Annotated in this window: 22 protein-coding genes and 3 tRNA genes; 8 read left to right on the top strand and 17 right to left on the bottom strand. The window is 71.6% G+C overall.

Annotated features, from left to right (window positions below; genetic code table 11):
* Nucleotides 1-46 precede the first annotated feature (46 nt).
* Both MXD64_RS08830 and MXD64_RS08825 read right to left on the bottom strand, forming a co-directional pair.
* Nucleotides 47-120 (bottom strand) — tRNA-Cys (locus MXD64_RS08830).
* 82 nt (nt 121-202) lie between these two features.
* A tRNA-Gly gene (locus MXD64_RS08825) sits at nt 203-274 on the bottom strand.
* 215 nt (nt 275-489) lie between these two features.
* Here MXD64_RS08825 and MXD64_RS08820 point away from each other — a divergent pair.
* From MXD64_RS08820 to MXD64_RS08800, 5 genes are all read left to right on the top strand, one after another.
* Nucleotides 490-562, top strand: a tRNA-Val gene (locus MXD64_RS08820).
* A gap of 115 nt (nt 563-677) precedes the next feature.
* On the top strand, nt 678-2,243 hold the full coding sequence (locus tag MXD64_RS08815; RefSeq protein WP_259552503.1) for a DUF3375 domain-containing protein: 1,566 nt from the start codon (nt 678-680) through the stop codon (nt 2,241-2,243).
* A complete protein-coding gene (locus MXD64_RS08810; RefSeq protein WP_017887423.1) occupies nt 2,240-3,028 on the top strand; it encodes a DUF4194 domain-containing protein in 789 nt (262 codons plus the stop codon). The genes MXD64_RS08815 and MXD64_RS08810 overlap by 4 nt, the downstream gene beginning before the upstream one ends.
* The gene (locus MXD64_RS08805; protein WP_263137431.1) at nt 3,025-6,393 is read left to right on the top strand and encodes an ATP-binding protein; all 3,369 of its coding nucleotides are present in this window, start codon (nt 3,025-3,027) and stop codon (nt 6,391-6,393) included. The genes MXD64_RS08810 and MXD64_RS08805 overlap by 4 nt, the downstream gene beginning before the upstream one ends.
* Nucleotides 6,394-7,030: 637 nt before the next feature.
* On the top strand, nt 7,031-7,318 hold the full coding sequence (locus MXD64_RS08800) for a hypothetical protein (RefSeq protein WP_263137430.1): 288 nt from the start codon (nt 7,031-7,033) through the stop codon (nt 7,316-7,318).
* A gap of 166 nt (nt 7,319-7,484) precedes the next feature.
* Here MXD64_RS08800 and MXD64_RS08795 read toward each other — a convergent pair whose 3' ends face one another.
* Nucleotides 7,485-8,951, bottom strand: coding sequence for a peptide MFS transporter (locus tag MXD64_RS08795; RefSeq protein ID WP_017887427.1), 1,467 nt, complete (start codon nt 8,949-8,951; stop codon nt 7,485-7,487).
* Nucleotides 8,952-9,149: 198 nt separating this feature from the next.
* On the opposite strand from MXD64_RS08795, the gene MXD64_RS08790 reads away from it, so the two are divergent.
* Nucleotides 9,150-11,300: an acyl-CoA dehydrogenase family protein gene (locus tag MXD64_RS08790; RefSeq protein ID WP_017887428.1), complete on the top strand. Its 2,151-nt coding sequence runs from the start codon at nt 9,150-9,152 to the stop codon at nt 11,298-11,300.
* Between the two features lie 68 nt (nt 11,301-11,368).
* Here MXD64_RS08790 and csrA read toward each other — a convergent pair whose 3' ends face one another.
* The 13 genes from csrA to MXD64_RS08725 all read right to left on the bottom strand — a co-directional run bounded on the left by csrA (nt 11,369) and on the right by MXD64_RS08725 (nt 22,092).
* Nucleotides 11,369-11,662: a carbon storage regulator CsrA gene (gene csrA, locus MXD64_RS08785; RefSeq protein WP_056068561.1), complete on the bottom strand. Its 294-nt coding sequence runs from the start codon at nt 11,660-11,662 to the stop codon at nt 11,369-11,371.
* Between the two features lie 4 nt (nt 11,663-11,666).
* Nucleotides 11,667-12,575 (bottom strand): hypothetical protein, encoded by a 909-nt coding sequence (locus MXD64_RS08780; RefSeq protein WP_263137429.1) that lies wholly within the window; start codon nt 12,573-12,575, stop codon nt 11,667-11,669.
* Entirely contained in the window at nt 12,565-14,619 is a 2,055-nt protein-coding gene (locus MXD64_RS08775) for a flagellar biosynthesis protein FlhA (RefSeq protein WP_214532420.1), read from the bottom strand. Before MXD64_RS08775 ends, MXD64_RS08780 begins: the two co-directional genes overlap by 11 nt.
* Nucleotides 14,616-15,809 (bottom strand): EscU/YscU/HrcU family type III secretion system export apparatus switch protein, encoded by a 1,194-nt coding sequence (locus MXD64_RS08770; protein ID WP_017887431.1) that lies wholly within the window; start codon nt 15,807-15,809, stop codon nt 14,616-14,618. The genes MXD64_RS08775 and MXD64_RS08770 overlap by 4 nt, the downstream gene beginning before the upstream one ends.
* Before the next feature lie 4 nt (nt 15,810-15,813).
* Complete coding sequence (locus tag MXD64_RS08765) at nt 15,814-16,572, bottom strand: flagellar biosynthetic protein FliR (RefSeq protein ID WP_017887432.1); 759 nt, start codon at nt 16,570-16,572, stop codon at nt 15,814-15,816.
* Complete coding sequence (locus MXD64_RS08760) at nt 16,572-16,847, bottom strand: flagellar biosynthetic protein FliQ (RefSeq protein ID WP_017887433.1); 276 nt, start codon at nt 16,845-16,847, stop codon at nt 16,572-16,574. Before MXD64_RS08760 ends, MXD64_RS08765 begins: the two co-directional genes overlap by 1 nt.
* A gap of 9 nt (nt 16,848-16,856) precedes the next feature.
* The gene (fliP, locus tag MXD64_RS08755; RefSeq protein WP_017887434.1) at nt 16,857-17,693 is read right to left on the bottom strand and encodes a flagellar type III secretion system pore protein FliP; all 837 of its coding nucleotides are present in this window, start codon (nt 17,691-17,693) and stop codon (nt 16,857-16,859) included.
* Nucleotides 17,690-18,310, bottom strand: a complete 621-nt coding sequence (locus MXD64_RS08750) for a FliO/MopB family protein (RefSeq protein ID WP_017887435.1) — start codon at nt 18,308-18,310, stop codon at nt 17,690-17,692. The genes fliP and MXD64_RS08750 overlap by 4 nt, the downstream gene beginning before the upstream one ends.
* Before the next feature lie 7 nt (nt 18,311-18,317).
* Nucleotides 18,318-19,022 carry a flagellar motor switch protein FliN gene (fliN, locus tag MXD64_RS08745; RefSeq protein WP_017887436.1) on the bottom strand — a complete coding sequence of 235 codons (705 nt, stop codon included), beginning with the start codon at nt 19,020-19,022 and terminating at the stop codon, nt 18,318-18,320.
* Entirely contained in the window at nt 19,022-19,900 is an 879-nt protein-coding gene (locus MXD64_RS08740) for a flagellar motor switch protein FliM (protein ID WP_017887437.1), read from the bottom strand. Before MXD64_RS08740 ends, fliN begins: the two co-directional genes overlap by 1 nt.
* A 161-nt stretch (nt 19,901-20,061) precedes the next feature.
* A complete protein-coding gene (locus tag MXD64_RS08735; protein ID WP_263137428.1) occupies nt 20,062-20,991 on the bottom strand; it encodes an OmpA/MotB family protein in 930 nt (309 codons plus the stop codon).
* A 2-nt stretch (nt 20,992-20,993) separates the two neighbouring features.
* Nucleotides 20,994-21,827, bottom strand: coding sequence for a motility protein A (locus MXD64_RS08730; protein ID WP_263137427.1), 834 nt, complete (start codon nt 21,825-21,827; stop codon nt 20,994-20,996).
* 1 nt (nt 21,828) lies between these two features.
* The gene (locus MXD64_RS08725) at nt 21,829-22,092 is read right to left on the bottom strand and encodes a flagellar FlbD family protein (RefSeq protein WP_411512259.1); all 264 of its coding nucleotides are present in this window, start codon (nt 22,090-22,092) and stop codon (nt 21,829-21,831) included.
* Between the two features lie 167 nt (nt 22,093-22,259).
* Between MXD64_RS08725 and MXD64_RS08720 the strand changes: the two genes are divergently transcribed.
* Together MXD64_RS08720 and MXD64_RS08715 are read left to right on the top strand one after the other, a co-directional pair.
* Entirely contained in the window at nt 22,260-23,339 is a 1,080-nt protein-coding gene (locus tag MXD64_RS08720; protein ID WP_263137425.1) for a hypothetical protein, read from the top strand.
* 560 nt (nt 23,340-23,899) lie between these two features.
* Entirely contained in the window at nt 23,900-24,097 is a 198-nt protein-coding gene (locus tag MXD64_RS08715) for a hypothetical protein (RefSeq protein WP_139179668.1), read from the top strand.
* Between the two features lie 13 nt (nt 24,098-24,110).
* Here MXD64_RS08715 and MXD64_RS08710 read toward each other — a convergent pair whose 3' ends face one another.
* Nucleotides 24,111-24,905, bottom strand: coding sequence for an alpha/beta hydrolase (locus MXD64_RS08710; protein ID WP_263137424.1), 795 nt, complete (start codon nt 24,903-24,905; stop codon nt 24,111-24,113).
* Nucleotides 24,906-24,912: the final 7 nt, after the last annotated feature.

Below are 24,912 nucleotides of genomic sequence, written 5' to 3'. Positions count from 1 at the left end.
AGTCCCTGCGTGGACCGGAGTCCATCAAGGTCTTGGAGGGTGGATCTGGAGGTGGGGACGGGATTCGAACCCGCGTGGACGGCTTTGCAGGCCGCTGCCTAGCCTCTCGGCCACCCCACCATCGAGGTTCACGTCTCCGTGAGTACCCGAACGGTGGGATACCCTCTGGTGAGTCGCGGGCCTTCGAGAAGACCCACACTCGAGCGGATGACGAGATTCGAACTCGCGACCCTCACCTTGGCAAGGTGATGCGCTACCACTGCGCCACATCCGCACTTGTCGTTCCGCTGTCGCGGCGACGACGTAAACTCTATACGCACCGGGGCACTTCCACCAAAATCCTTCCCGTTCACCGGGCGTGTCCCCCGAGTTCATGCGGATCGGGGCGGTTCGGCACCCCCTGCGGACAGCGCGCCACACCCGGGCCGCGCGATGTGTTCGATGCGTCGCCGGACTTCCGCTAGTATCGATCCGCACGAACAGTGCAGGGGGCGATTGGCGCAGTTGGTAGCGCGCTTCGTTCACACCGAAGAGGTCATCAGTTCGAGTCTGGTATCGCCCACACAGCAACACGAACACCACTGACAAGAGCCCGACGCAGCAGCGTCGGGCTCTTGTCATCTCATCAGGCCGCAGCACGCGGGCCAGACCACCAGCACGATCGGACGAAGGGGCGCATGACCGACGTCGACCTCGAGTTCGCCCGGGTCCGAGCGGTCCTCGACCGTCCGACCCTGCGGCTCATGTCCCGGCCGACCAGCGCCACGGTCCTCGCCGTGTTCCGCACGGTCTTCGACCGCGACGTGCAGTACGTCCCCGCCGACCGCATGCACCTGCAGGTCGAGGAGCACGTCGCGCGCCTGCAGGCAGCGGGTGCCCGCGTGCCCGCCAGCGACCAGGCGGTGCCGACGGCCAGTAGACAAGCCGACACCGAACAGTCCGAGGGTGAGCAGGAGGCCCGCCCGAACGGCCGCGCCCTGTGCCGCGAGTGGGTCGGCGCCCAGTGGCTCGTCCGCTCGAACTCCCCCGACGGCGACGAGCAGTACTCCCTGACGAGCCACGCGCTCGAAGCGCTGAGCCTCGTCGACGCCCTGTCGGCCGACCGCGCCCTGATCAGCGAGAGCCGGCTGGCGATGATCGTCGACGCGGTGCACCGGTGGGCGGCCCGTGCCGAGCCGGACCCCGACGTGCAGATCCGCCGGATCGACGCCCAGATCGCCGAGCTGCAGTCCGAGCGTGCACGCCTGGAGCACGGTGACGACGTCGTGGCGGTGGACGACGACCGGATGCGCGACGGGTACACCAACATCTCCGACCTGATCCGGCAGCTCCCGAGCGACTTCAAGCGCGTGGAAGAGGCGGTCGCGACGATGCACCGCTCGATCGTCGAGGACTTCCGGCAAGAGGTCCGCCCGATCGGCGAGATCCTCGACGACTACCTGGCCCGCACCGACAACCTGATGGAGGCAACACCCGAGGGCCGTGCCTTCGAGGGTGCCTTCGAGCTCCTGCGCGACGATGCCCTGCTCCTGCGGCTCCGGGACGACATCGCGACGATCCTGGCGCACCCGTTCGCGCAGGGCCTCGGAGCTAGCGAGCGTCGGGCCTTCCGCAACACCGTGACGATCCTGCGCCAGGGCATCGAGGACGTGCTCGCCCAGCGCCGTCAGCTCACCGCCACGCTCCGCGACCAGATCGTCGCCCACGACGTGGTGCGCGACCGCGAACTCGACGCCGTGCTCCGCTCGATCAACCGCGGCCTCGCCACCCTGATGGACCAGGGCGGCGCGCGTGACCGGATCCCGCTGCCGCTCCTGCCGGCGGCGGCCGAGGTCGGCACGCTGCGCGAGCGCTTCTACGACCCGGACGCCGAGTCCGTACCGCCGCCGATCGAGGAGCCCGACGACGACGTCTTCGAGGACCTCGACGTCGAGATGCTCCGCAAGCACGGCGGGCCGCTGCTGACCGAGCTGCGCGCTGCGCTGCGCTTCGCCGAGGCCGACTCCAGCGTCGACGCGTTCCACGGGCTGCCACCCGAGCAGCGCCGGCCGGTCGAGCTGTTCGGCCTCGCGCACCTGCTGACGGGGCACGAGGACTTCGAGTCGGCCGCCCACGTCGCCGAGCACCGGACGGTGCGTCCCGACGGCACCGCGATCACCTTCCAGATGCCCACCGCTGCGCTCGACGACGAGCGCACTCCGGTCGGCGACGCACACGACGAGAACGCACAGGAGGCACGGTGAGCGACACGACGCCGGCACCGGTCGACGACACGGTCCCCTACGATGACCCCGCATCCGTGATGCAGGACGACGAGCGTGACGAGTCCAGCTTCGCCCTCTTCGAGGGCGACGAGGGCCGGCTCGACGAGCACCAGCGGCGCGCCCTGGTGGCGCTGCTCCGGCACTCGTACGTCAGCTCCCGCACGCACCCCGACGAGTGGCGTGCCGTGCTCGACGCCGAGTACCAGCTGCGGTCGCGCCTGAACGACCTGTTCCTCGAGCTGCACGTCGACCGTGACCGCGAGGTCGCCTGGAAGCGCCAGGCCCGGTCGGAGAGCCAGCGCCGCACGTTCCCGACCCTGCTCCGCGACCTGCCGTACACCCGCGAGGAGACGATCGTCCTCGTCTACCTGCGGATGCGTCTGCGCGCCGACGCCCGACCGGGCCCGGACCAGGTCGTCGTCGACCGCTCCGAGATCCTCGGGCACGTGGCGGGCTTCCGTCCGGCGACCGCGACGGACCGCACCCGCGACGAGGGCCGGGTCGCGAAGGCGATCGAGCGCCTCGTGACGGCGCGCATCCTGATCCGCACGTCAGACCCGGACCGCTTCCGGGTGGCGAGCGTCGTCGAGGTGCTGCTCCCCCTGGAGCGCTTGCTCGAACTGGACGCCTGGTTGCGGACCACCACCGCACAGGACGAGGCGACCGCCCCGGGCGGCGAGCCGACCGACGGGGACGACCCGGGCCTCCCGGCAGACGGCGAAGCCGAGACCGACACCGACGACGAAGGCGAGACGGAAGCGTGACCGACACGTTCGAGATCCCGGCGCTCTTCGACACGGTCGCGCAGTGGCGCGCCGAGTCGATGCAGGTCGTCAACTGGGGTGGGTTCCACGGCCACCGGCAGGTCGAACTGTCCGGCACGGCGACGCTCATCTCCGGTGCCTCGGGCACCGGCAAGTCCACGCTGATGGACGCCTACCTGGCCGTGATGATGCCGTCCGACGTGCCGTTCAACGGCGCCTCGAACGACGCCACCACCGGCCGCGCCCGCAGCGCCGACCAGCGCAACCTGCTCACGTACCTGCGCGGCAAGGTCGACACCCGGCGCGACCCGGAGACCGGCAGCCTGCGCGACGTGAACCTGCGCGGCGACGACCAGACCACGTGGGGCGCGGCGGCGGTCACGTTCCGGAACGACGACGAGCGACGCTTCACGGTGCTGCGCGCGTACATCGTGCCGAAGCGTGCCCGCGGGGTCGGTGACATCCAGATGACCATGGCGACGGTCGACGACACCTTCGACCTGCGCCGGCTCGAGGAGTTCGTGCCGTCGCGGTTCCACCACCTCGAGCTGACCGGCCGCGTGCCGGGGCTCGTCATCCGCGACACCTACCAGGAGCTCGCGTACACGCTGCAGACGCGGCTCGGCATCGGTGACTCCGGTGGCGGCAACCGGGCGATGCGCCTGCTCGCGCGGATCCAGGCCGGCCAGCACCTGCCGACGGTCGACGCGCTGTACAAGTCGCTCGTGCTCGAGACCCCCGGCACGTACGAGGCGGCCGACCGGGCGCTCGCGCACTTCTCCGCCCTCGACGAGGCGTACGAGGCGATGGACACCGAGGAGCGCAAGGTCCGCATCCTCTCCCCCATCACCGACCTGCACGACGAGATCTCGCGCGCGACCGAGGCCGCAGCGGCCCTGGACGGCATCGCCACCGGTGCCGAGGTGTCGCCGTTCGCGCACTGGACGGCCTCGCGGAAGCGTGACCTGCTCGACGCCGAGGTGTCGCGCAACGCTCGCGAGCGCACGGCATCGCGCGCCGAGGTGGCCGCGGCTGAAGCCCGGCACGCCGCCGTCGAGATCGAGCTGCGCGACGCCGAGGCCCGACTCCGCGACCAGGGCGGCAACGCGCTCGCCCAGCTCGAGGACCGCATCGAGCGGCTCACCCGGGAGCGCGACGGGGTCGTCCGGACCCGGGCGACGTTCGACGAACGGACCGCCGTGCTGGGCACGTCCGTCGCGACCGAGGCCGACTTCACTGCCGCGCAGCGCAGCTCGCACGAGTTCCTCGGGTCGTACGCCGACGCCCGCACCGCGCTCGATGAGCGGCGCGACGCCCTGACGCGCGAGGAGTACCCGCTCCTCGACCGCGAACGGTCCCTGCGCCAGGAGCGCCAGTCGCTCGAGCACCGGCAGGGCGCCATGCCGCTGCCGATGCACGAGGCCCGGCTCGCGATGGCGCGTGCCGCCGGCATCGACCCGGCCGAGCTGCCCTTCGTGGCGGAACTGCTCGACGTGCTGCCCGTCGAGGAGCGCTGGCGCACGGCCATCGAGTCCGTCCTGGCGCCCGTCGCCCGCACGCTGCTCGTCGACCAGGACCGCCTCGGCGACTTCAGCGAGGCGATCGACGCACTCCGCCTGCCCGTCCGCGTGCAGTTCGAGGGTGTGCCGACCGGCCCGCACCTGGACCTCGACGGCGACCCGGCCATGGTCTCCGGCAAGCTCGCGATCAAGCCGTCGCCGTTCAGCACGTGGGTGCGCGAGCGGATCGAGTCGGACCGCACCGATGCCCGCTGTGTCGCCTCGGCATCGGACCTGGGCGGTGGTGGCCGCCGGGTCACCGAGTCCGGGCAGCTGCGCGACGGCCGTCGTGGCGCGCACGGTGACCGCCGGCAGTCGAACGTCATCGGGTTCACGAACGAGGCCCGTGTCGCCGCGGTCGAGCAGGAGCTCGCCTCGATCGCCGAGGACCTCGCGACGCTCGAGGCACGCCGCACCGACGTCGCACAGGACCTCACCGCGCTCGACGTGCTCCGCGCCGCCCACCAGCACGTGGTCGACGCCACGTGGGCCGCGATCGACGTCGACGGGTTGGGCGCCTCCCTCGCCCGGCTCGACGAGGAACGGCAGGCACTGCTCGCCGCCGACGACGGCCTCCGGACGCTCCGGGCCTCGGTCGCCCGGCTGCGCAAGTCGCTGGACGAGGCTGCCGACCGCCGCTCCGCCGCACGGCTGTCCGTGCAGCGGCTCGAGGAGCGCCACGCGGTGCTCGTCGACGGCCAGGACGCCGCCGCCGAGATCCTGGAGCGCTTCGAGTCCTCGCCCGGTTCGCTGCCGGACGACCAGCAGGCCCGCCTGCTCGAGGAGACCTTCGAGGAGATCGGTGCGCCGGACGGCGTCGACGGGTTCGACGACGCCACGCGACGGCTGAAGCGTCGGCTCGAGGAGCGGCTCTCCCAGGCCCTCGACGGCGCTGCGGCAGCCTCGACCTCGTTGACGCTGACGTTCCAGCGGTACCAGGATGCCTGGCCCGACCCGAACCTCGGCACCGGCGTCGCGTCGTACCCCGATTACCACGCGATCCTCGAACAGATCGTGGCGACCGGCCTGCACGCGCGTCGGAGCGAATGGCGTCGGCGCCTGTCGCAGTGGAGCGGCGAGGACCTCGTCCCGCTCGCCGGCGCCTTCGACCGCGCCGTCGTCGAGATCGAGGAGCGCCTCGAGCCGGTCAACGAGATCCTGCGGGAGCTGCCGTTCGGCGCGAACCGGGACCGCCTGAAGATCCAGATCCGCCGGGTCACCCGCGAGGACGTCACCGCGTTCCGCCGCGAGCTCCGCGCCCTGTCCGCCTCGGTCGACACCGAGCTGACCGACGACGTGCTCGAGACCCGGTTCCGACGGCTCCGGCGCTTCATGGCCGTCATCCGGCCCGACCCGGACGCCGCCCGTGGCCGCACCACCCAGCGCGACGCGGTGCTCGACGTCCGGCGGCACATGGAGATCACGGCGGTCCGGTACGACACCGACGGCAACGACCTCGGCGTGTACTCGTCGCTCGGTGACAAGTCCGGTGGTGAGACGCAGGAGCTCGTGGCGTTCATCGTCGGCGCCGCGCTGCGCTACCAGCTCGGTGACGAGACCCGTCCCCGGCCCCGGTTCGCGCCGGTGTTCCTCGACGAGGCGTTCATCAAGGCGGACTCGGAGTTCGCCGGCCGTGCGGTCACCGCGTGGCTCCGGCTCGGGTTCCAGCTCGTCGTGAGCGCGCCGCTCGACAAGGTCACGGCGCTCGAACCGTCGATGGAGCGGCTGCTGTCGATGCGGAAGCACCCCGAGACGGGCCACTCGTCCATCACCGAGATCGCCCGGGTGGAGCCGGCAGCCGTCTGACGCGGGCGGGGGTGGTCGCGGGGTGGTCGCGGGCTGGTCGCGGGGTGGCCGCGGGCTGGTCGCGGGGTGGTCGCGGGCTGGTCGCAACACCCCGCTCAGGTTGGCCGAGTGGTCACGAACCGTCGCCTGGCGGCGCCGCAGCCGACACTTCGTGACCGGCCGACGCGCTCCAGGCGGGGTGTCCTGACCACCCGGGCCGCGCTCTGGACGCGCCCAACAGTGGCCCGGAGGCGCGGCGCGGGCCCGCCACGCGCCTCCCGACCGTCGTCCCGCCGGTCGCAACACCCCGCTCACCTTCGCGCGCTGGTCACGAAGTGACGCCTCGCGGCGCCGCTGTCGACACTTCGTGACCGGCCGACGAGATGCCGGCGGGGGGTCCTGGGGGGTGACCGCCGACCGACGGGAGGCGCGGCGCGGGCCCGCCACGCACCTCCCGGCCGTCGTCCCGCAGGTCGCAACACCCCGCTCACCTTCGCGCGCTGGTCACAAACCGTCGGATGGAGGCCTTGTCGCCGACGGTCTGCGACCGCTCGGCGCCCGCACGGCGGGGTGTCCTGACCACCCGGCAGCGGGGCCGTCAGCGTGTCGGCAGGCGCCGCACAGACGTTCCTTGACCGCCCGACGCTACGGTGATGGCGTGTTCGGACGCCGCCGCTCCCCCAGTCCCCGCCCCGACGATGCTGCCGGTCTCGGCATCGGTGCCCTCGTGCAGGTCATCGATACCGATAAGGGTGGCGAGCAGTGGGCCGACGAGCCGATCGGGGTGATCGTGGCTCCCGGCGGGAGTCAGATCGGCGGGACACAGCGCACGTGGATTGTCGCGTTCGAGGAGCCCGTGTACACGAAGGACGGCCGCGGCCCCTTCGAGCGCGCGACCGTCCTGAGTCGTCAGCTGGTGCCGGTCACGACCGACAGCGGCGAGTAGTCCGGGTCAGGGACTCAGTACTCTTCGGAGCCGCTCTTCATCATGGCTGCGACGGCCATGCAGCACCCGACGCCGCCGAGGACGCCGACGCCGATGATGATCCCTGCGATGAGTTCGAGCATGGGTGGTGACTCCTTGGTTGCTTCGGCGTGTGGCTCCGCTCAGGTTACCGGATGCCGCGCATGAGCCGCAGCACCGGCTTGGCCAGGATCAGCAGGACCACGCCCACCGCGACGGCGACCAGGCCGAGGATCGTGAAGTACGGGGCCTCGTTCGACGGGTCGTAGTACCGGGACAGCACCCCGGTGACGGCGGTGCCGAGTGACACCGACAGGAAGAACAGCGCGACCATCTGGGTCTGGAACTTCGGCGGCGCGAGCTTCGTGGCGACGGACTGACCGACGGGCGAGAGCAGCAGTTCGGCGAGGGTGAACACCAGCAGGATGCCGACGAGTGCGAGCAGCGGCGTGCCGTTCTCGCCCGAGCCGACGAACGGCAGGAACAGCAGGAACGCGAGCCCCATGATCCCGGTGCCGAGCGCGAACTTCGTCGGGGTGGACGGCTGGCGGTCGCCGAGCTTGGTCCACAGGGCCGCGAAGACGCCGGACAGCACGATGATGAAGATCGGGTTGATGGACTGCACCCACGACACCGGCATCTCCCACCCGAACAGGGAGCGGTCGAGCCGCTGGTCCGAGTAGACCGTCACGACGGTGAACTGCTGCTGGTACAGCGACCAGAACACGGCGCTGCCGATGAACAGCGGGATGAACGCGAAGACGCGCGACCGCTCGTCGCGGGTGATGCCGCTCGACAGGATGACGACGAAGTACCCGATGGTGGCCAGCACGACGACGACCACGACGACGGTGGGCAGGTTGCCGACGTTCAGCAGGCCGGTCAGCACGGCGATGACGATGACGACGAGTGCGACGATGACGCCCGCACCGATCAGGGGCAGCCGGCGACGGTCGACGGGGTTGGCGACGTGCCGGACCACCTCGGGCAGCTTCCTCCGCCGGATCGCGTACTGCACCAGGCCGGCGGCCATGCCGACCGCGGCCAGGCCGAAGCCCCAGTGGAAGCCGAGCGAGCTCTGCAGCAGCCCGGTGAGCAGCGGCCCGAAGAACGCGCCGAGGTTCACGCCGAGGTAGTAGAGCGAGAAGCCGGCGTCGCGTCGGGGGTCCTCGCGGCTGTACAGACCGCCGACGATCGTGGTGGCGGTGGCCTTGAGTCCGCCGGAGCCGAGCGCGATCAGGACGAGGCCGACCCCGACCCCGGCCACCCCGGGGATGAGCGCGAGGGCGATGTGCCCGAGCATCACGACGATCGCGCTGCCGAACAGCGTGCGGTCCGCGCCGATCAGCCGGTCGGCGATCCACGCCCCGATGATCGTGAACAGGTAGACCGCGCCGCCGTAGGCACCCATGATGCCGGTGGCGATGCCCTTGTCGATCCCCAGACCGCCCTGCGTCAGGGAGTAGTACATGTAAATGAGGACGATGCCCTGCATCCCGTAGAACGAGAACCGCTCCCAGAGTTCCACCGCGAACGGTGTCGACAGCTCGAACGGTTGCCCGAAGAAGGTGCGTCCGGGACGGGCTTCGCGGTCCGCGGGGGTGGTACGTGACATGGCGGCAAGTCTGCCCCCGGGCGGCCGGGCGCGCCCAATCGTCGAACACGCCTCATCTCTTTGGAGGGTTCCCACGACGCCGTGACGGCACCGACGACACGGGGTTGTGCGGCCCGCACGGCGTTCCCGCCACTGTCGGCAGGGGTGTCTAGCGTGGACGGTGCAACACGGACACCGCAGTTCAGGAGGACTCCGCCCATGGTCGACACCGCACCCGCCCAGCGCACCACCCCCGCCAGCGGCAGCGACACCGCGCCGGACGTCGACGCGAAGAACGCCGCGCAGCACGCCGCGCCGAACGCCGACGCCGCCGGCGACCCGGCAGCGGGCACCCCGACCGCCGGCACCGACACCGATGTCCACATCGACGTCGAACTGGTGCAGGAGCTCCTGCTCGGACGCTGGGCCGAGGACCGCCGGATCTCCCGCCGCCTGGCGCTCGACCCCGCGATGCAGAAGATCGAGGGCCAGCCGATCCCCGAGCACCGGGCACGCGTGCTCGAGCAGCTCCGCACCCTGGTCGACGCCGGTGCCATCCAGCGCCCCTACCCCGCCGAGTTCGGCGGCCAGGACAACCACGGCGGCAACATCGCGGCATTCGAGGAACTCGTCGTCGCCGACCCGTCGATGCAGATCAAGGCCGGGGTGCAGTGGGGGCTGTTCGGCTCCGCCGTGCACCACCTGGGCACCGAGGCGAACCACCGTGAGTTCCTGCCGGGCATCGTCTCGTTCGAGGTCCCCGGCTGCTTCGCGATGACCGAGACCGGCCACGGCTCGGACGTCCAGAGCATCGCGACGACGGCCACGTACGACCCCGCGACCCAGGAGTTCGAGATCCACACGCCGTTCCGTGGCGCGTGGAAGGACTACATCGGCAACGCGGCCCTGCACGGTCACGCCGCCGTCGTGTTCGCGAAGCTCGTGACCGCGGGTGTCGACCACGGCGTGCACGCGTTCTACGTGCCGCTCCGCGACGCTGAGGGGGCGTTCCTGCCCGGTGTGAGCGGTGAGGACGACGGGCCGAAGGGCGGCCTGAACGGCATCGACAACGGTCGGCTCGCGTTCGACCACGTTCGTGTCCCCCGCACGAACCTGCTGAACCGCTACGGCGACGTCGCCGCGGACGGCACCTACTCGTCACCGATCGCCTCGCCCGGCCGCCGGTTCTTCACGATGCTCGGCACCCTGGTGCAGGGACGGGTGTCGCTCGACGGCGCCGCGGTCGTCGCGCAGAAGATCGCGCTGCAGATCGCCCTGACCTACGCGATGCAGCGCCGCCAGTTCCCGACCGGCGACGGCACCGAGGGCGTCCTGCTCGACTACGGCCGACACCAGCGTCGTCTGATCCCGCGCCTGGCGACGGTGTTCGCGCAGTCGTTCGCGCACGAGAAGCTCCTGCGCACCTTCGACGACGTCTTCAGCGGGCGGAAGGACACCCCGGAGCGACGCGAGGACCTGGAGACCCAGGCGGCCGCGTTCAAGTCGATGTCGACCTGGTCGGCGCTCGACACCCTGCAGGAAGCCCGTGAGGCCTGCGGCGGTGCCGGGTTCCTCGCCGAGAACCGTCTGACCGGGCTCCGCGCCGACCTCGACGTCTACGTGACGTTCGAGGGCGACAACACCGTGCTGCTGCAGCTCGTCGGCAAGCGCCTGCTCACCGAGTTCCGCGCGAAGGCCCCGAAGGACCCGGCGTCCACCGCGAAGTTCGTGGCGGCCGTCGCCGCGTCGAAGCTCGCCGACGCGTCGGGCATCCGTCGGCTCGGCCAGACCGTGGCCGACCGCGGCTCGCTGGCCGCGAGCGTCGCCGACCTGCAGGACCCCCGGACGCAGCGCGAACTGCTCGCCGGTCGGGTCGACACCATGGTCGCCGAGATCGGGATGCGCCTGGCGTCGGCCGGCAAGGACCGCGCCCGCGCGGCCAGACTGCTCAACCGCTCGCAGCACGAGCTCATCGAGGCGTCCAAGGCCCACGCCGAACTCATGCAGTGGGACGCCTTCACCGAGGCGCTCGACGAGGTGACCGAGGGCGACACCCGCCGCGTGCTCGTCTGGCTGCGGGACCTGTTCGCGCTCGGCCTGCTCGAGCAGCACCTGGACTGGTACCTGCTGCACGGCCGGCTGTCGGCGCAGCGTGCCCGTGCGGTGTCGGCGTACGTCGACCGGCTCGTCGCCCGGGTGCGTCCGATCGTGCCGCAGCTGCTCGAGACCTTCGGCTACGAGCCGGGCCACGTCCGTGCGCCGATCGCGCTCGGCGCCGAGCAGGCCCGACAGGACGAGGCTCGTGCCTGGTTCGCCGCCGAGGCCGCGGCCGGCCGCCTGCCGGAGCAGGAGAAGAAGCCCCGTCCGTGACGGACGCGCAGCCGCGCCCGTATCGGAGGAGCGGCCGCGCCCGTGACGGGCGTGGCTGCTCCGGACGACTAGGAGTCGGTCGGCGCGGAGTCGGACGGCGCGGACGAGGCCGGGCCGTCCGCGGCAGCCCCGCCACGTGCCCCGAGCGCCGCGCGCAGCTGCGCCTCGGCGTCGTCGCCGGCGGCAGCGGCCTCGGCGTTCGCCTCGGCGACCGCACGCACGACCTCTTCCCGCTGGATCTTCACGCCGCGCGGGGCGTCGATGCCGATCCGGACGCCGTCGCCCCGGGAGTCGAGCACCGTGATGACGATGTCGTCGCCGACGAGGATCCGCTCGCCGACCTTCCGCGTGAGTACCAGCACCCGTTCAGCCTAGCGACACGACGGGGAGCCCCAGCAGGTCCGCCGACCCGGGCGTGGCGGTCTCCCCCGCACCGATCGCGACCACCCCGACCACGGGCAGCCGCGACGCCACCGCGGACACCATCGCGGCCGAGTCCTCGGGCTTCCGCCCGACGTCGACCACGACCCACACCTGGTCGGCCTGCAGCCCGTCGCTCGTCGCGAGGTCGTCCCACGCGGCGACCGCGAGCACGGCGTGCCCGTCACGGACGCCGTCCGCCCGCGCCAAGATGGCTGCCCGGCGGTCGGCGGCGTCCGTCGGCCGGAGCGCGTGCCGCACCGCGAAGAGTCCGGCGGCCGCGTCGACGTCGTTCGGCCGCCCGACCAGGAGCACCAGGTCGCCGTCCGCGGACCGCACCGCCGGTGCGGTGGGCCGGGCCACCGGTGCCGGCGAGGGCGCGTCGAGGACGCGGGACGGGCCTCCCGACCGGGTCTCGGTGACCGCGTCGACGGCGGCCTGGAGGCGCGGGTCGACCCCCGCGGGCACGTCCGGCTCGGACGGGGCGCGCGTCGGGCGCGGGGCGCTCGTCGTGATGCCGTCCGCCTGGAACCCGTCGAGCACCGACGCGAACGCGTCGGCCCGCGTCGCCCTGGTGCCGTCGGTGCCGGCGATGCGTGCCTCGGCCGCCTCGGCGTCGGCGAGCAGCGCGGCGATGCCGACGCGCTGCTCGGGCGAGTCGGCGATGACCACCCGGGCGGTGGGCTGGTCCCCCGGTTCCGGCACCTCGACGGTGGCCTCGACGTGCGCCTTGCGGAACAGCCCGCCGAAGCCCGGCGTGGTCACGCGTTCGGCCGCGACGATCCGTGCACCCGCGCCGAACTCGGTCCGGACCGCGTCGCGGAGGGACTCGAGCGTGGCGCCGCTACGCTGCAATCGGGTCGGCGGCACGGACCACTCCCACGGTCTCGATGGTGGAGCCCGCGGCGGTGGCCTCCTGGTACGACAGCACCGGGAGCCCGTTCGACTGGGCGGCGACCATGCGGTGCACGGCCGGGCGGAGCTGCGGGGCGCAGACCAGGACGGCGGAGAGCCCCTGGTCCTCCACCGAGCGCACGGCGTCGCGGACGGAGCCCAGGACCTGCTCGATGCGGTGGGCGTCGAGGACGATCTGGCTGCCCTGCTCGGACGGCCGGAGCCCCTCGAGCATCGACTGCTCGAGCATCGGGTCGATCATGATGACGCGCAGCGTGCCGGCGTCGGTGTGGCGGGCGGCGAGGGCCGGTCCGAGGGCGGCGCGGGCGGACTCGACGAGCCCCTCGGGGTCGGTCGACACCTTGGCGCGGAGCGTGAGGGCTTCGCAGATCCGGCCGAGGTCGTTGATCGGCACGCGCTCGGCGAGCAGGCCCTGCAGCACCCGCTGCAGTTCGGCCATCGAGAGCATGCCGGGGACGAGTTCCTCGACGGCCGCGGGGTTGACCTGCTTGACGCCCTCGGTCAGGACCTTGACGTCCTCGCGGGTGAGCAGGCGTGCGGCGTTGTCGCCGATGACGGCCTGCAGGTGGGTGACGAGCACGGAGACACGGTCGATCACGGTCGCGCCGGTCATCTCGGCGGCGTGCCGGAGTTCGGCGGGCACCCACTTGCCGGTCAGACCGAACACCGGCTCGACGGTCGAGGTGCCGGGCAGGCCGTCCAGGTGGTCGCCGAGCGCCAGGACGCTGCGGGCGGGGGCGGTGCCCCGACCGGCCTCGACACCGGCGATGCGGATGGCGTAGGTCGACGGCGGCAGGTCGATCGAGTCGCGGGTCCGGACCGGCGGGACGACGATGCCCATGTCGATCGCGATCTTGCGGCGGAGTGCCCGCACGCGGCCGAGCAGGTCGTCGGACGCGCCGGACACCATGTCGACCAGGTCGGGGGCGAGCAGGATCTCGAGGGCGTGGACGCGCATCTGCTCGAGCAGGTCCTCGGGGGTGTCACCGGTCGGTGCCGCCGCCTCGAGCGCCTGCTGCTGGGCGGCGTCAGCCTCGGCGCGGGCGGCGTTCCGGCCGATGCGCCAGCCCGTGAACAGCAGGGTGGCGCCGACGAGCAGGAAGGGCAGGATCGGCATGCCGGGGATGAAGCCCATCGCGATCGCGGCGACGCCGGCGATCATCAGGGCGTTCCGCGACTGCGACAGCTGGGTCGCGGCCGAGGACCCCATCTCGGACTCCGCGCCGGAACGGGTGACGATCATGCCCGTCGAGACCGCCATGAGCAGCGCCGGGATCTGCGTGACCAGGCCGTCGCCGATCGTCAGGATGCCGTACTTCGACAGGGCGTCGGTGGCGGACAGTCCGTTCTGCAGCATGCCGATCGCGATGCCGCCGACCAGGTTGATGATGATGATGAGGATGCCGGCGATCGCGTCGCCCTTGACGAACTTCGACGCACCGTCCATCGCGCCGTAGAAGTCGGCCTCGGCGGAGACGGCGGCGCGGCGCTCCTTGGCTTCCTGGTCGGTGATCAGCCCGGCGTTGAGGTCGGCGTCGATCGCCATCTGCTTGCCCGGCATCGCGTCGAGGGTGAACCGTGCCCCGACCTCGGCGACGCGTTCCGCGCCCTTCGTCACGACGACGAACTGGATGACGATGAGGATCAGGAAGATGACCGCGCCGATGATGATCGACCCGGAGACGGCGACGTGGCCGAACGCCTGGATGACGTCGCCGGCGAAGCCCTCGCCGAGCACCAGCCGGGTCGACGCGACGTTGAGGCCGAGTCGGAACAGCGTCGCGACGAGCAGCAGCGACGGGAACACCGAGAAGTCGAGCGGCTTCTTCACGAACAGCGTCGTGAGCAGGATCACCAGCGCCAGCAGGATGTTGATGATGATCAGGAAGTCGAGCAGGAACGACGGCACCGGCAGGATCAGCAGCAGGATGATGCCGACGATGAACACCGGGACGACGAGCTTCGGCAGGTCCTTGCGGTTCATGCGGGGAGTCCTTCGGTCTGGTTCTCTGCGATGCGCGGTGGGCGGAGCTTGCGGGGGCGGAGGTCACCGGTCAGGGTGGCCGGGTCGATGACGCTCGCGACCTCGTCCGGGGTGGTCGGCCGCGGCGGTGCGTGCGTGCCGGCGGCGGTGCCGCGGGCCTTGAGTGCCATCACGAAGGACAGGACGCGGGCCACCGGGGTGTACAGGTCGACGGGGATCTCGTGTCCGAGCTCGCAGGCGGCGTGCAGCGCTCGGGTGAGCGGGACGTCGCGGACGATCGGCACCCGCTCTTCCTCGGCACGCGCACGGATGACGTCGGCGACCGGGCCGGCGCCCTTCGCGACCACCCGGGGCGCGGACTTCCCCGGCTCGTACTTGATCGCGACGGCGTAGTGGGTCGGGTTCGTCATCACGACGTCCGCGGTGCCGATGGCCTGGATCATCCGGTTGCGGCTCATCGCGAGCTGACGGGACCGGCGCTGCGACTTCACCAGGGGGTCGCCGTCGCTCCGCTTGTTCTCGTCCTTGACCTCGCGCTTGGTCATCATCGTGCGCTTCCGGTTGCGGCGGATGACGACGAACACGTCGAGTGCTGCGAGGACGAGCCCGGCGACGATCGCAGCGCGCAGCAGCGTGCCCGAACCGGCTGCGGCGGCCTCGAGCACGGCCGACAGCGGCAGCGAGCCGCTCGACATCAGGACCGGCATGAGTCCCTGCACCGCGAACCAGAGGACGAGCCCGACGACGGCGGTCTTCAGCAGCGCCTTCGCGCCGTTCCAGAGCGCCTGGGTACCGAACACGCGCTTCAGTCCGGCCACGGGATCGAAGTGGTCGGGCTGCGGTGTCATCTTCCGGAAGTGCACCCCGCCCTGGGTGACGGCGGCGGCCAGCACGGCGACCGCGACCACGGCGAGCATCGGGCCGAGGGTCGCACCCATCGAACCGAGGGCGTCCGCGAGCAGTGCCCGCACGGCACCGATCTCTGGGTCCTCGATGACCCGCTGCACGGCGAGCAGCTGGTCCTGCCCGGCGGCGGCGGCGTTGCCGATCGCGGCGGGGATCATGAGCGCCGCGACGGCGATGCCGATCCACGCGCCGAGGTCCTGCGAGCGGCCGACCTGGCCCTTCTCGTGGACCTCGCGCATCCGCTGTTGGGTCGCCTGTTCGGAGCGTTCTCCGCTGTCGGACACGTCGTCACCCCCGTCCGGTGATCGCCTCGACGGCGTCGCCGGTCAGCGACGACACCACCGACGGCAGGGCCATGAAGAGCGCGCCGGCGAACAGGACGGTCAGACCGATCTTGATCGGGAACCCCATCTGGAACGCGTTGAGGGCCGGTGCGACGCGGGTGAGCAGCCCGAGGCCGACGTCCGCCAGGAACAGCACGACGACGAGCGGCCCGGCGATCTGCAGGGTGGCGAGGAACATCTGGGACATCGCCGCGACGAGCATCGAGGCGAGCCCGTCGACCGCGAACGTGCCGGTGAGCGGCACGGCGTCGAACGACCGCACCAGCCCACCGACGATGAGCTGGTAGCCGCCCGAGGTGAAGAGCAGTGCGAGTGCGGTCATCTGGAACAGGCGGGTGAACTGGGCGCCGTTGACCTGCGACTGCGGGTCGAACGCCTGCGCGAGCGTGAACCCGCCGAACAGGTCGATGAGCGCACCCGCCGACTGCACGGCGGCGAACACCAGGAACACCAGGAACCCGAGGGACAGCCCGACCACGAGCTGGGTGAGCAGGGCGAGCAGGAACGGCCCCGTGTCGAGCGATTCGTAGCCGACGGCGACGCGCGGCGCGACGCCGATGGCGAGCCCCAGGCCGAGGATCACCTTCACGGTGCCCGGGAACGCCCGGTACGAGAACGGCGGCGCGATGACGAAGAACGCGACGAGCCGGACGCCGGCGAGCATGGTCGCCTCCAGACGGTCGGCGTCGATGGCGAGCTCCATCAACCGGCCCCGAGCAGCTTCGGGATCATGTCGAAGGCGACGTGCGTGAAGGCGATCATCTCCGAGATCATCCAGTTGCCGCAGACCACCAGGGCGATCGCGACGGCGACGGCCTTCGGCACGAACGACAGGGTGACCTCCTGGATCTGCGTCACCGACTGGAACAGCGAGATCGCGAAGCCGACGACGAGCGAGGTCACCAGGACCGGGGCGGCGAGCTTGCCGGACACCAGGAGCGCCTGGAGCACGAGGTCGATGACGGCCTGCTGGTTCATGCGTGCCCCCTAGACAACGTGGTAGCTCTCGATGAGCGACGTGATGATGAGGCCCCAACCGTCGACCAGCACGAAGAGCAGGATCTTGAACGGCAGCGAGATCATGACCGGCGGGAGCATCATCATGCCCATCGACATCAGGGCCGCGGAGACGACGAGGTCGATCACCAGGAACGGGATGAAGATGACGAACCCGATGATGAACGCGCTGCGCAGCTCCGAGATGATGAACGCCGGGATCACCGTCGTCATCGGCACGTCCGCCATCGACTTCGGGTTGTCGAGCCCGGCGGCGCGGGTGATCAGGGCGACGTCCTCGTCGCGGGTCTGGTGGAGCATGAAGGTCCGCAGCGGCTTCGTGCCGATCTCGACGGCCTGGTTGAAGTCGAGGTGGCCGGCCAGGTAGGGCTGCAGGGCGTCGTCGTTGATGTGCCCGAGCACCGGTGCCATCACGAACAACGACAGGAACAGTGCCAGTCCGGCGATGACCTGGTTCGGCGGGATCGACTGCAGCCCGAGCGCGTTCCGGGTCATCGCGAGCACGACGAAGATCTTGGTGAACGACGTCATCATGAGCATCAACGCGGGCGCGACGCTCAGCAGCGTGATGCCGATGAGGGTCACCACGGCGGACGACGGCGTGCCGTCCGGGCCGTTCACGCTGACGCTGAAGTCACCGGTCGCGGGGGCTGTCGGGGTCGCCGGGGCGGTGGGTTCGACGACGCCGGCGGCGTGCGCACCGGTGGTCGTGAGCATCAGGAACCCGGCGACGACCGCCAGGCCGAGCAGGACGAGGGCGACGAGTCGACCCGACCGTGCCAGCCGGTGCTGCCCTGCCGCCGTCACCCGGCCCGCCGGTTCCGCAGCGCGGCCGCGGCCTGGCGCCAGGTGTCGACCGACAGGATCGAGCCCTGCAGCTGTTGCGCGCTCGGCACGGCACGCTGCGGACGACGGTTGCGCGGGCGCATCGGCAACGGCGCGACGGCGCCGGCCACCGCGGGCGCGTCGGTCGCGTCGGCAGCGGCTGCCGGGAGGCCGGCCCCACCAGCCGGTTCCGGATCGACGCGCCCGCGGCGCTCCGGCCGTGCCTGGAGGGACGTGGTGGCGTCCGACTGCAGCGCGAGTTCCTGACCGAACACGTCGGCCGACGGTGCGGGGCGCACCGGCAGCGCGACCGGTCCGGTCACGATCGTGAGTTCCGGCGCGGGCGCCTGCCCGCTGGTGAGCAGGGCGACCCCGTGCTCGGAGACGCCGAGCACGAGCCGCTCCCCTTCGACGTCGACCACGACGACGCTCGCCTTGCCGCCGATGCCCTGCCGACCGACGACCTCGACGGTCGCGGCGCGACGGCCCGACGGCTTGCCCGAGAAGCGCTTGCGGCTCGCGCGGTGCAGCACCCACATCAGGGCGAGCACGACGCCGAGCGAGAGCGCGACGCGGAGGGTGACGACGAGGGTGTCCACGTGCGGGTCAGACCGTTTCGGCGACGTCGAGGATGCGGGTGATCCGGACCGCGTAGTCCTGGTCGACGACGACGACCTCGCCGTGCGCGATGAGGCGGCCGTTCAGCAGGACGTCGGCGGGGGCACCGGCACTGCGGTCGAGCTCGACGACGGCGCCGGGCTCCATGCCGAGCACGTCACGGACCGACATCCGGGTGCGGCCGATCTCGACCGTCAGGGTCATCTCGACGTTGTTGATCCGGCCGAGGTTGCCCGCGGGCAGGTTCGCCACGACGGGCGCCGACACCGTGCCGTTCTCGCGGATCCGGATGCCGAACCACCCGGCGGGCAGCCCACCGGCGGTCAGTTCGAACACGACGGTGTCCGGGTCGGCCAGCAGCGACGCCGCCGACTCGCGGCCCGCCTCGCCGAGCACCCCGACGCCGAGGACCCCGGCCGCGGCCTCGAGCGACGGACGCAACACGTCCGTGACGGCCACGATCCCGTGGTCGGTGCCGCCTGCGGCCGTGATCGCCTCGAGGTCGGTGAGCACGAGTGCCAGGTCGGCCGACAGGCCGCCGACGAACGACGCGACCACGGCGTCGGTCGCCGCGTCGAGCACGACCGGTGTCGCGCCTCCAGGCAGGAGCACCGCGGTCAAGGGGGCGGCCGTCGGGAGCTGCGCCGCGAGCGACTCGGCCGCTGCGGTGTGGAGGGTGGTCGTTTCGGTCATCAGTGCTGCTCCGTGCTCGTGGTGGTGACGACGATGCCGGCGAGGCGCGAGCCGTTCGCGCCGACCGCGGCGGTGCCGACGGGTTCGCCGTCGACCGCGATGGTGAGGGGCCGGTGCTGCGGGTGCGGCAGCGGCAGGACGTCGCCGACGGCGAGCCGCAGGACCTGCGTCGGCAGGACCGCGGCCGGGGCGAAGCGCAGGCTGACGCCGACCGGCACGCTCTCGAGCTGCGCGTCGAGCAGGGCGCGGGCGTCGGCGGGCGACACGTGCGCGGCGGCCTCGCCGAGCTGCGGCAGGACGGCCTCGGCCGGCAGGGCCAGCGTGCCCGGAGCGATGCGGTCGCCGACCCGGATCGAGAACGAGGCGACGATCATCAGGTCGCCCTTCTGAGCGGCCTGGGCGAACTGGCTGTTGAACTGGAACCCGCCGACCGTGACGTCCTGCGCGAGCAGCCCGCCGAACGAGTACCGCAGGTCGTCGAGGGCGTCCTCGACGATCTTGCGCACCAGGGCCTGCTCGATGGGCGTGAAGGTGCGGTCCGGGGTCGGCAGCGGCTTCGAGGCGCCCAGCGCGTGCGACACCCACGTCAGGGCGGCGTCGAGCGGGAGCTGCAGCACGCCCTTCGAGGTGAGCTCGGTGATCGGCAGCAGCACCATGCCGGTGAGCGCGGGCAGCGACGCGGCGTACTCGTCGTACGTCGTCATCTGCACCTGCTCGCAGGTGACCTGGCTGACCGCACGGACCTTCGCCGTCAGCTGCGTGCCCCACTGGCGCGCGAAGGTCTCGAAAGCGAGCTCGAGCACCCGGGCGTGCTCACGGGCCAGCGTCGACGGGCGCGCGAAGTCGTACACCTCGGGCGCTGGCAGGGTCTCGGTCACGGGTGCGTCTATCGGTCACCTGTGGGGCACCCGTCAGTGCTGTACCCCGTAGTGGGGCGGTGGGGGCAGCGCTGGTGCGCTCCGCGCGGTGTGTGTCTCAGTCCTGCTGCGCTCCGTGCGGTGTGTGTCTCAGCCCTGCTGCGCTCCGTGCGGTGTGTGTCTCAGCCCTGCTGCGCTCCGTCCTGCGCCTTCGCCAGCGCCGGCATCAGGGCGCTGACGTCCTGGTCGGCGTTCGACAGGACCACGATGTCGACCCGCCGGTTCAGGGCGAGGTCCTGGTCGGTGCCGCCCTTCGCCAGCGGCCGGCTCGACCCGAACCCGACGCTCTGCACGTGGTCGCCGGGCATCCCGCCCCGCTCGACCAGGTCGCGCAGGACCCCGGTCGCCCGTGCCGCGCTGAGCTCCCAGTTCGTCGCGTACGGGGCGGTCGAGTTCCGCTGGTCGGCGTGCCCCTCGACGCTGACGTCGTGGTGGCTCGTCCGCAGGACCGGGGCGATCGCGTCCATGATCCGGCGCGCCTGGTCGGACAGGTCGGCGCTGTTCGTCCCGAAGTAGGTCTCGCTGCCGACCAGCCGGACGATCAGACCGCGGGCATCGACGGTGAACTGCACGTTGGCGGTCTGGCCGGCCTCGGTCAGGTTCTCCTGGATCGCGCTCTTGATCGCCGTCAGGTCGTCGAGCTCACGCTTCGCCTCGGTGAGGTCCCGCTTCGACGCGGTCGTCGGCACCACGGTCGACGCGGGATCGACGTTCGTGTCCTTCGTGCCCGACGAGGCGGTGGAGTGGTCGGCCTGCGACTTGTCGGTCGAGTAGCCGGAGCCGTCCTCGACCTGGTCCTTCGTCACGACGGTGCCGCTCGCGGTGTCGATCTTCTGCGAGTCGACCTCGCCGAAGCCGGTGGCGAGCGACTGCTTCAGCTGGATGTACTTCTGCTGGTCGACGGTGGACATCGCGAACAGCACGAGGAACATGCACATCAGCACCGTGATCATGTCCATGTACGACGCCATCCAGCGCTCGTCGGGGTGCTCAGCCTCGTCGTGGGACTTCTTCGCGCGACCTCGGCCGCGGCCACGGGGGTTGGCGTTCACCGTCAGGCCGCCAGCTGCTGGTCGTCGGCCGCGTCGGCCTTGCCACCGGCCTTGGTGCCCTTGCCGCCCTTGCCGCCGGTGTCGGCGCGGGCGCCGGGCGGCACCATGGCCTTCAGGCGCTCACCGAGCAGACGAGGCTGGCTGCCCGCCTGCACCGCGAGCAGCCCCTCCATCAGGAGCGTCTGGCGGTCCGACTCGAGCTGGGCGAGCTTGCGGAGCTTCCCGCCGATCGGCAACCACATGAAGTTCGCGGTGAGCAGGCCCCACAGGGTGGCGACGAACGCGCTGGCGATCAGGGGTCCGAGCTCGTCGGGCTTGCCGAGGTTCGCGAGCACGTGGGTCAGCGAGACGACGGTGCCGATGATGCCGACGGTCGGAGCGAAGCCGCCCAGGCCCATGAAGAACGCGCTCGCGCTGCGCGTCGGGGCCGCGTTCGACTCGATCTCGTCCTCGAGCAGGATCCGCAGCTCGTCACCGTCGGTGCCGTCCGCGATGTTCTGCAGCGCCTTCTTCATGAACGGGTCGTCGTGCTTGTCGGCCTCCTGCTCGAGGGCGAGCAGGCCGTTCGAACGCGCCGTCTCGGCGAGCCCCACGACGTCGTCGATGACCGACGCCGGCGGGGTGACCTTGCCGGTGAACGCCTTCGGCACGGCCTTGAAGCTGGCGATCGCGTCCTTCAGGGTGGTGCTGGCGATGCCGCAGCCGATGGTGGCACCGAACACGAGCAGCATCGGAGCGGGCAGGAAGAGCCCACCGAGCTCGACGTGCTCCATCTGGACCATGCCGAACAGGGCGCCGAAGGCGAGCAGGATCCCGACGATCGTTGCGATGTCCACGTCAGCGACCCCCGTCCAGCGCGCGGCCGTGCTGCGTCGAGCGGATGGCGGCGACCGGGGCGAGCGTCGGCTGCGAACCGGTGTTCGTGCTCGCGCGCGGGGCCTGGTCGGTGCCGTAGGCCATGCCCACGATGCGTGCGCGGTACGCGGCGATCAGGTCGATGACGTCGGCCATCGACTCCCGCACGATGTACTTCGCACCGTCGACCATGATCAGCGTCGTGTCCGGCGTCTCCTGGATGCGCTCCACGAGATCGGGGTTCACAGCGAATCCGCTGCCGTTCAGTCGTGTGACGACGATCATGGCCCGTCCTGGTTCTCGATCGTCCCGCCGCCGTCCGTGGGGCGGGATGCGGGCCCGTCCGTGGGCCTGCACCCAGGGCTATCGGCGGATGCGGCGCGTGCGTTAGTGGCCGTCAGTAGCCTGGTTCCGTGATCGATGCCTCGGACCTGCTCGCGCACCCGCGTGGCCGGCGTTTCTGCCTCGAGCTCGTCAGCGGTGTCCAGGACTCCGACGACCCGGCCGCCGTGCAGCTCGGCCACCTGCTCTTCTGGGCGGACTACCACCTCGGCGTCGAACGCGGCGACGACCGAACGCTCTTCGGCATCGGTGCCGCGATCGAACCCGAGCCGGCTCCGGACCTGGCAGCGGTGGCGAGCGCACTCGCGGCGGTGCCCCTGCCGTCCGTGGGCGAGGACGACGTCGTGGTCGCGCTCGAGTCGACTGCGGACAGCGCGCTGTGGTGGCAGCAACCCGATGCGCTGGACGCGCTCCTCGCTCGGACGGAACTGCAGGCCGCGCTCCGGCGGCTCGCTCGGTGGGCGGTCGACAGCCCGGTCGTGCGCCGGCTCTTCGACCCGCAGGGCGGAGCATGGACCGTCGAGTTCGACCAGGACGAGCAGCCCCGACGCCCGGGAGCGGCAGAGGCGCTCGCCGACTGGTCCCGGGAGCTGCGCCACGAGGACGCCGAGGGGAACCCGGGGGTGACCAGCGGGGTGTGGTGGACGACTCCGCCGTGGCCGCTCGCGCAGCACACGCGAGCGCCGTTCCCGTCCGCCGGGCCGCTGGCGCTCTGGGCAGTCGAGGACTCCTTCGGGCAGGAACGCGCCGTCGTCTCGGCCGTGCCCGCAGATGTCGCCGCGCGGGTGTGCACCGTCGACGGGCCCGACGACTGGGCTGCGCTGTGCCGCCGCTGGCCGCTCGACGTGACACGGACCACCCGGCGGAACGACTGGGCCCTGGCGACCGGACGGCAGGGCGACTGGGTGCTGCCGGACTGGTCCGCGGTGGCCACCGAGTTCGACGTTGTGCACCTGACCGTCGCTGGTTGGTTCCGCACGTCCGGGCTCGCGGTGCGGGTCGACGACGACCGGGCGAGTGTCGTCGCCGGGTGGACGCCGGACTCCGCGTACCGGCTCACCGACCGGGGCGCCGGGGACGACGCCGTCACGGGCGATCCGGAGACCTGGTCGCGTCCCGGCAACGCCGGGGTCTGGCGCCGTCTCAGCTGATCCCCAGCAAACCGCTGCATCCGATCGAGGTGCTCCACCGGTAGTGGGGGTGCGACGTCGAGGACGACGCCGGTGGCAACTCCACCGCGGTCGCACGACTGCCGTCCTCCGACGACCTCAACCATCGTGAGATCGCCGAACGGCTCGAGAGCCACATCCACCGAAGCCTCGCTCGGCTCCGAACACGTCTCGAGGTGATCGAATGAAGCACGTCGACGACGAGACGCTGGCGATGCTCGCGGTCTCCGATCAGGTGGCCTCGGACGGGGTCGCCGAGCACCTGGCGTCCTGCGACCGGTGCCGCGACGAGGTGGCCGCGCTGCAGCGGGTCGCCGCGGTGACCCGGGCGTCCGAGGGCGTCGGGCTGATCGCGCCCCCGGAGCACGTGTGGGAGTGGATCGCGGCCGAGATCGCACGGACGCCGCAACAGGCAGCGCGGGCCACCGAACCCGGACCCGGAGCAGGGCGAGCGCCGGGGGCACACGAGCGGCGCGCCAGGGTCCCAGGCGCAGCGCCGTGCGGTGCCTCGCCGTCCGCGTCGTCGCCGTCCGCTCGCGGTCGTGCTCGCTGGCGTCGGCGTGCTCGCCGTGGTCCTCGGCGTCGGTGTGGCGACCGGTGTCGTGCCCGGACTCCCCCGCGGTGACGCCGAGACCGTCGCCGCGCCGCCCCGCTCGTCCGGGACGACCGGCCGCGCCGAACTCGAATGCGCGCTCCGGCGACTCGATCGTCCGTGGCACCCTCAGCGATCCCTGACCTGACCGGACCGTGCGGTCACTCGGACGTGCCGTGTCGCTCGACGCGCGCGAGCAGGTGCCCGTGGAGGAAGTCGTAGGTCCTGGTGAGGGCATCGGTCCGCGTGCTCATCTCGGCGAAGTCGTGGTGGCCACCGTCGACGAGCATGAACTCGTGGGGAACACCCTGTTCTGCGAGCGTCGCGGCGAGGGACACGCTCTGCTCGACGGGCACGACCCGGTCGTCGGTCCCGTGGAGGAGGAACGTCGGCGCAGACTCGGCCGTGATGTGGTCTGCGGGTCGGAACCACCGACTGCCGTCCGCACCGGGTGCCCCGAACGCGGTGTACAGGGGCGACCCGGGGGCACGGAGCTCCGGTGAGCGGAGCGGATCGTGCATGCCGTACCAGCTGGCGACCGCGCACACCCGCTCCGGTTCCGAGGGAGCGGAGGCGCCGACGATCGTCGCGATGGTCGCGCCGGCGGAGTTGCCCCAGAGCGCGACCGCACCCGGATCCAGGTTGAACTCGTCCGCGTGTGCGCGGAGGAAACGGAGCGCTTCCCGCACGTCGTCGACCGGGGCAGGGAACCGCGCCTCGTTGCTGGTCCGGTACTCGACACTGGCGACGGCGACCCCGCGCTCGGCCAGGGCCACCAGCGCGGGGACGTACCGGGCTCGGTGGACGTTCCGGAACCCGCCGCCCTTGATGAAGACGACCAGGGGCGTCGGTGTCGCGGTCACGGGCTTCAGGAGGTCGAAGTGCAGCTGTCGTCCGCCCGGGAACAGGGCTCCGTCGCGGAACTGCGAGTACACGAGGTCCGTGTACTGCTCCACGAAGCAG

Source organism: Curtobacterium sp. Arg-1 (assembly GCF_025643395.1).
Lineage (GTDB): Bacteria > Actinomycetota > Actinomycetes > Actinomycetales > Microbacteriaceae > Curtobacterium > Curtobacterium poinsettiae.
Note: the sequence above shows the minus strand (reverse complement) of the source record. Positions and strands in the feature narration are given on the sequence as shown.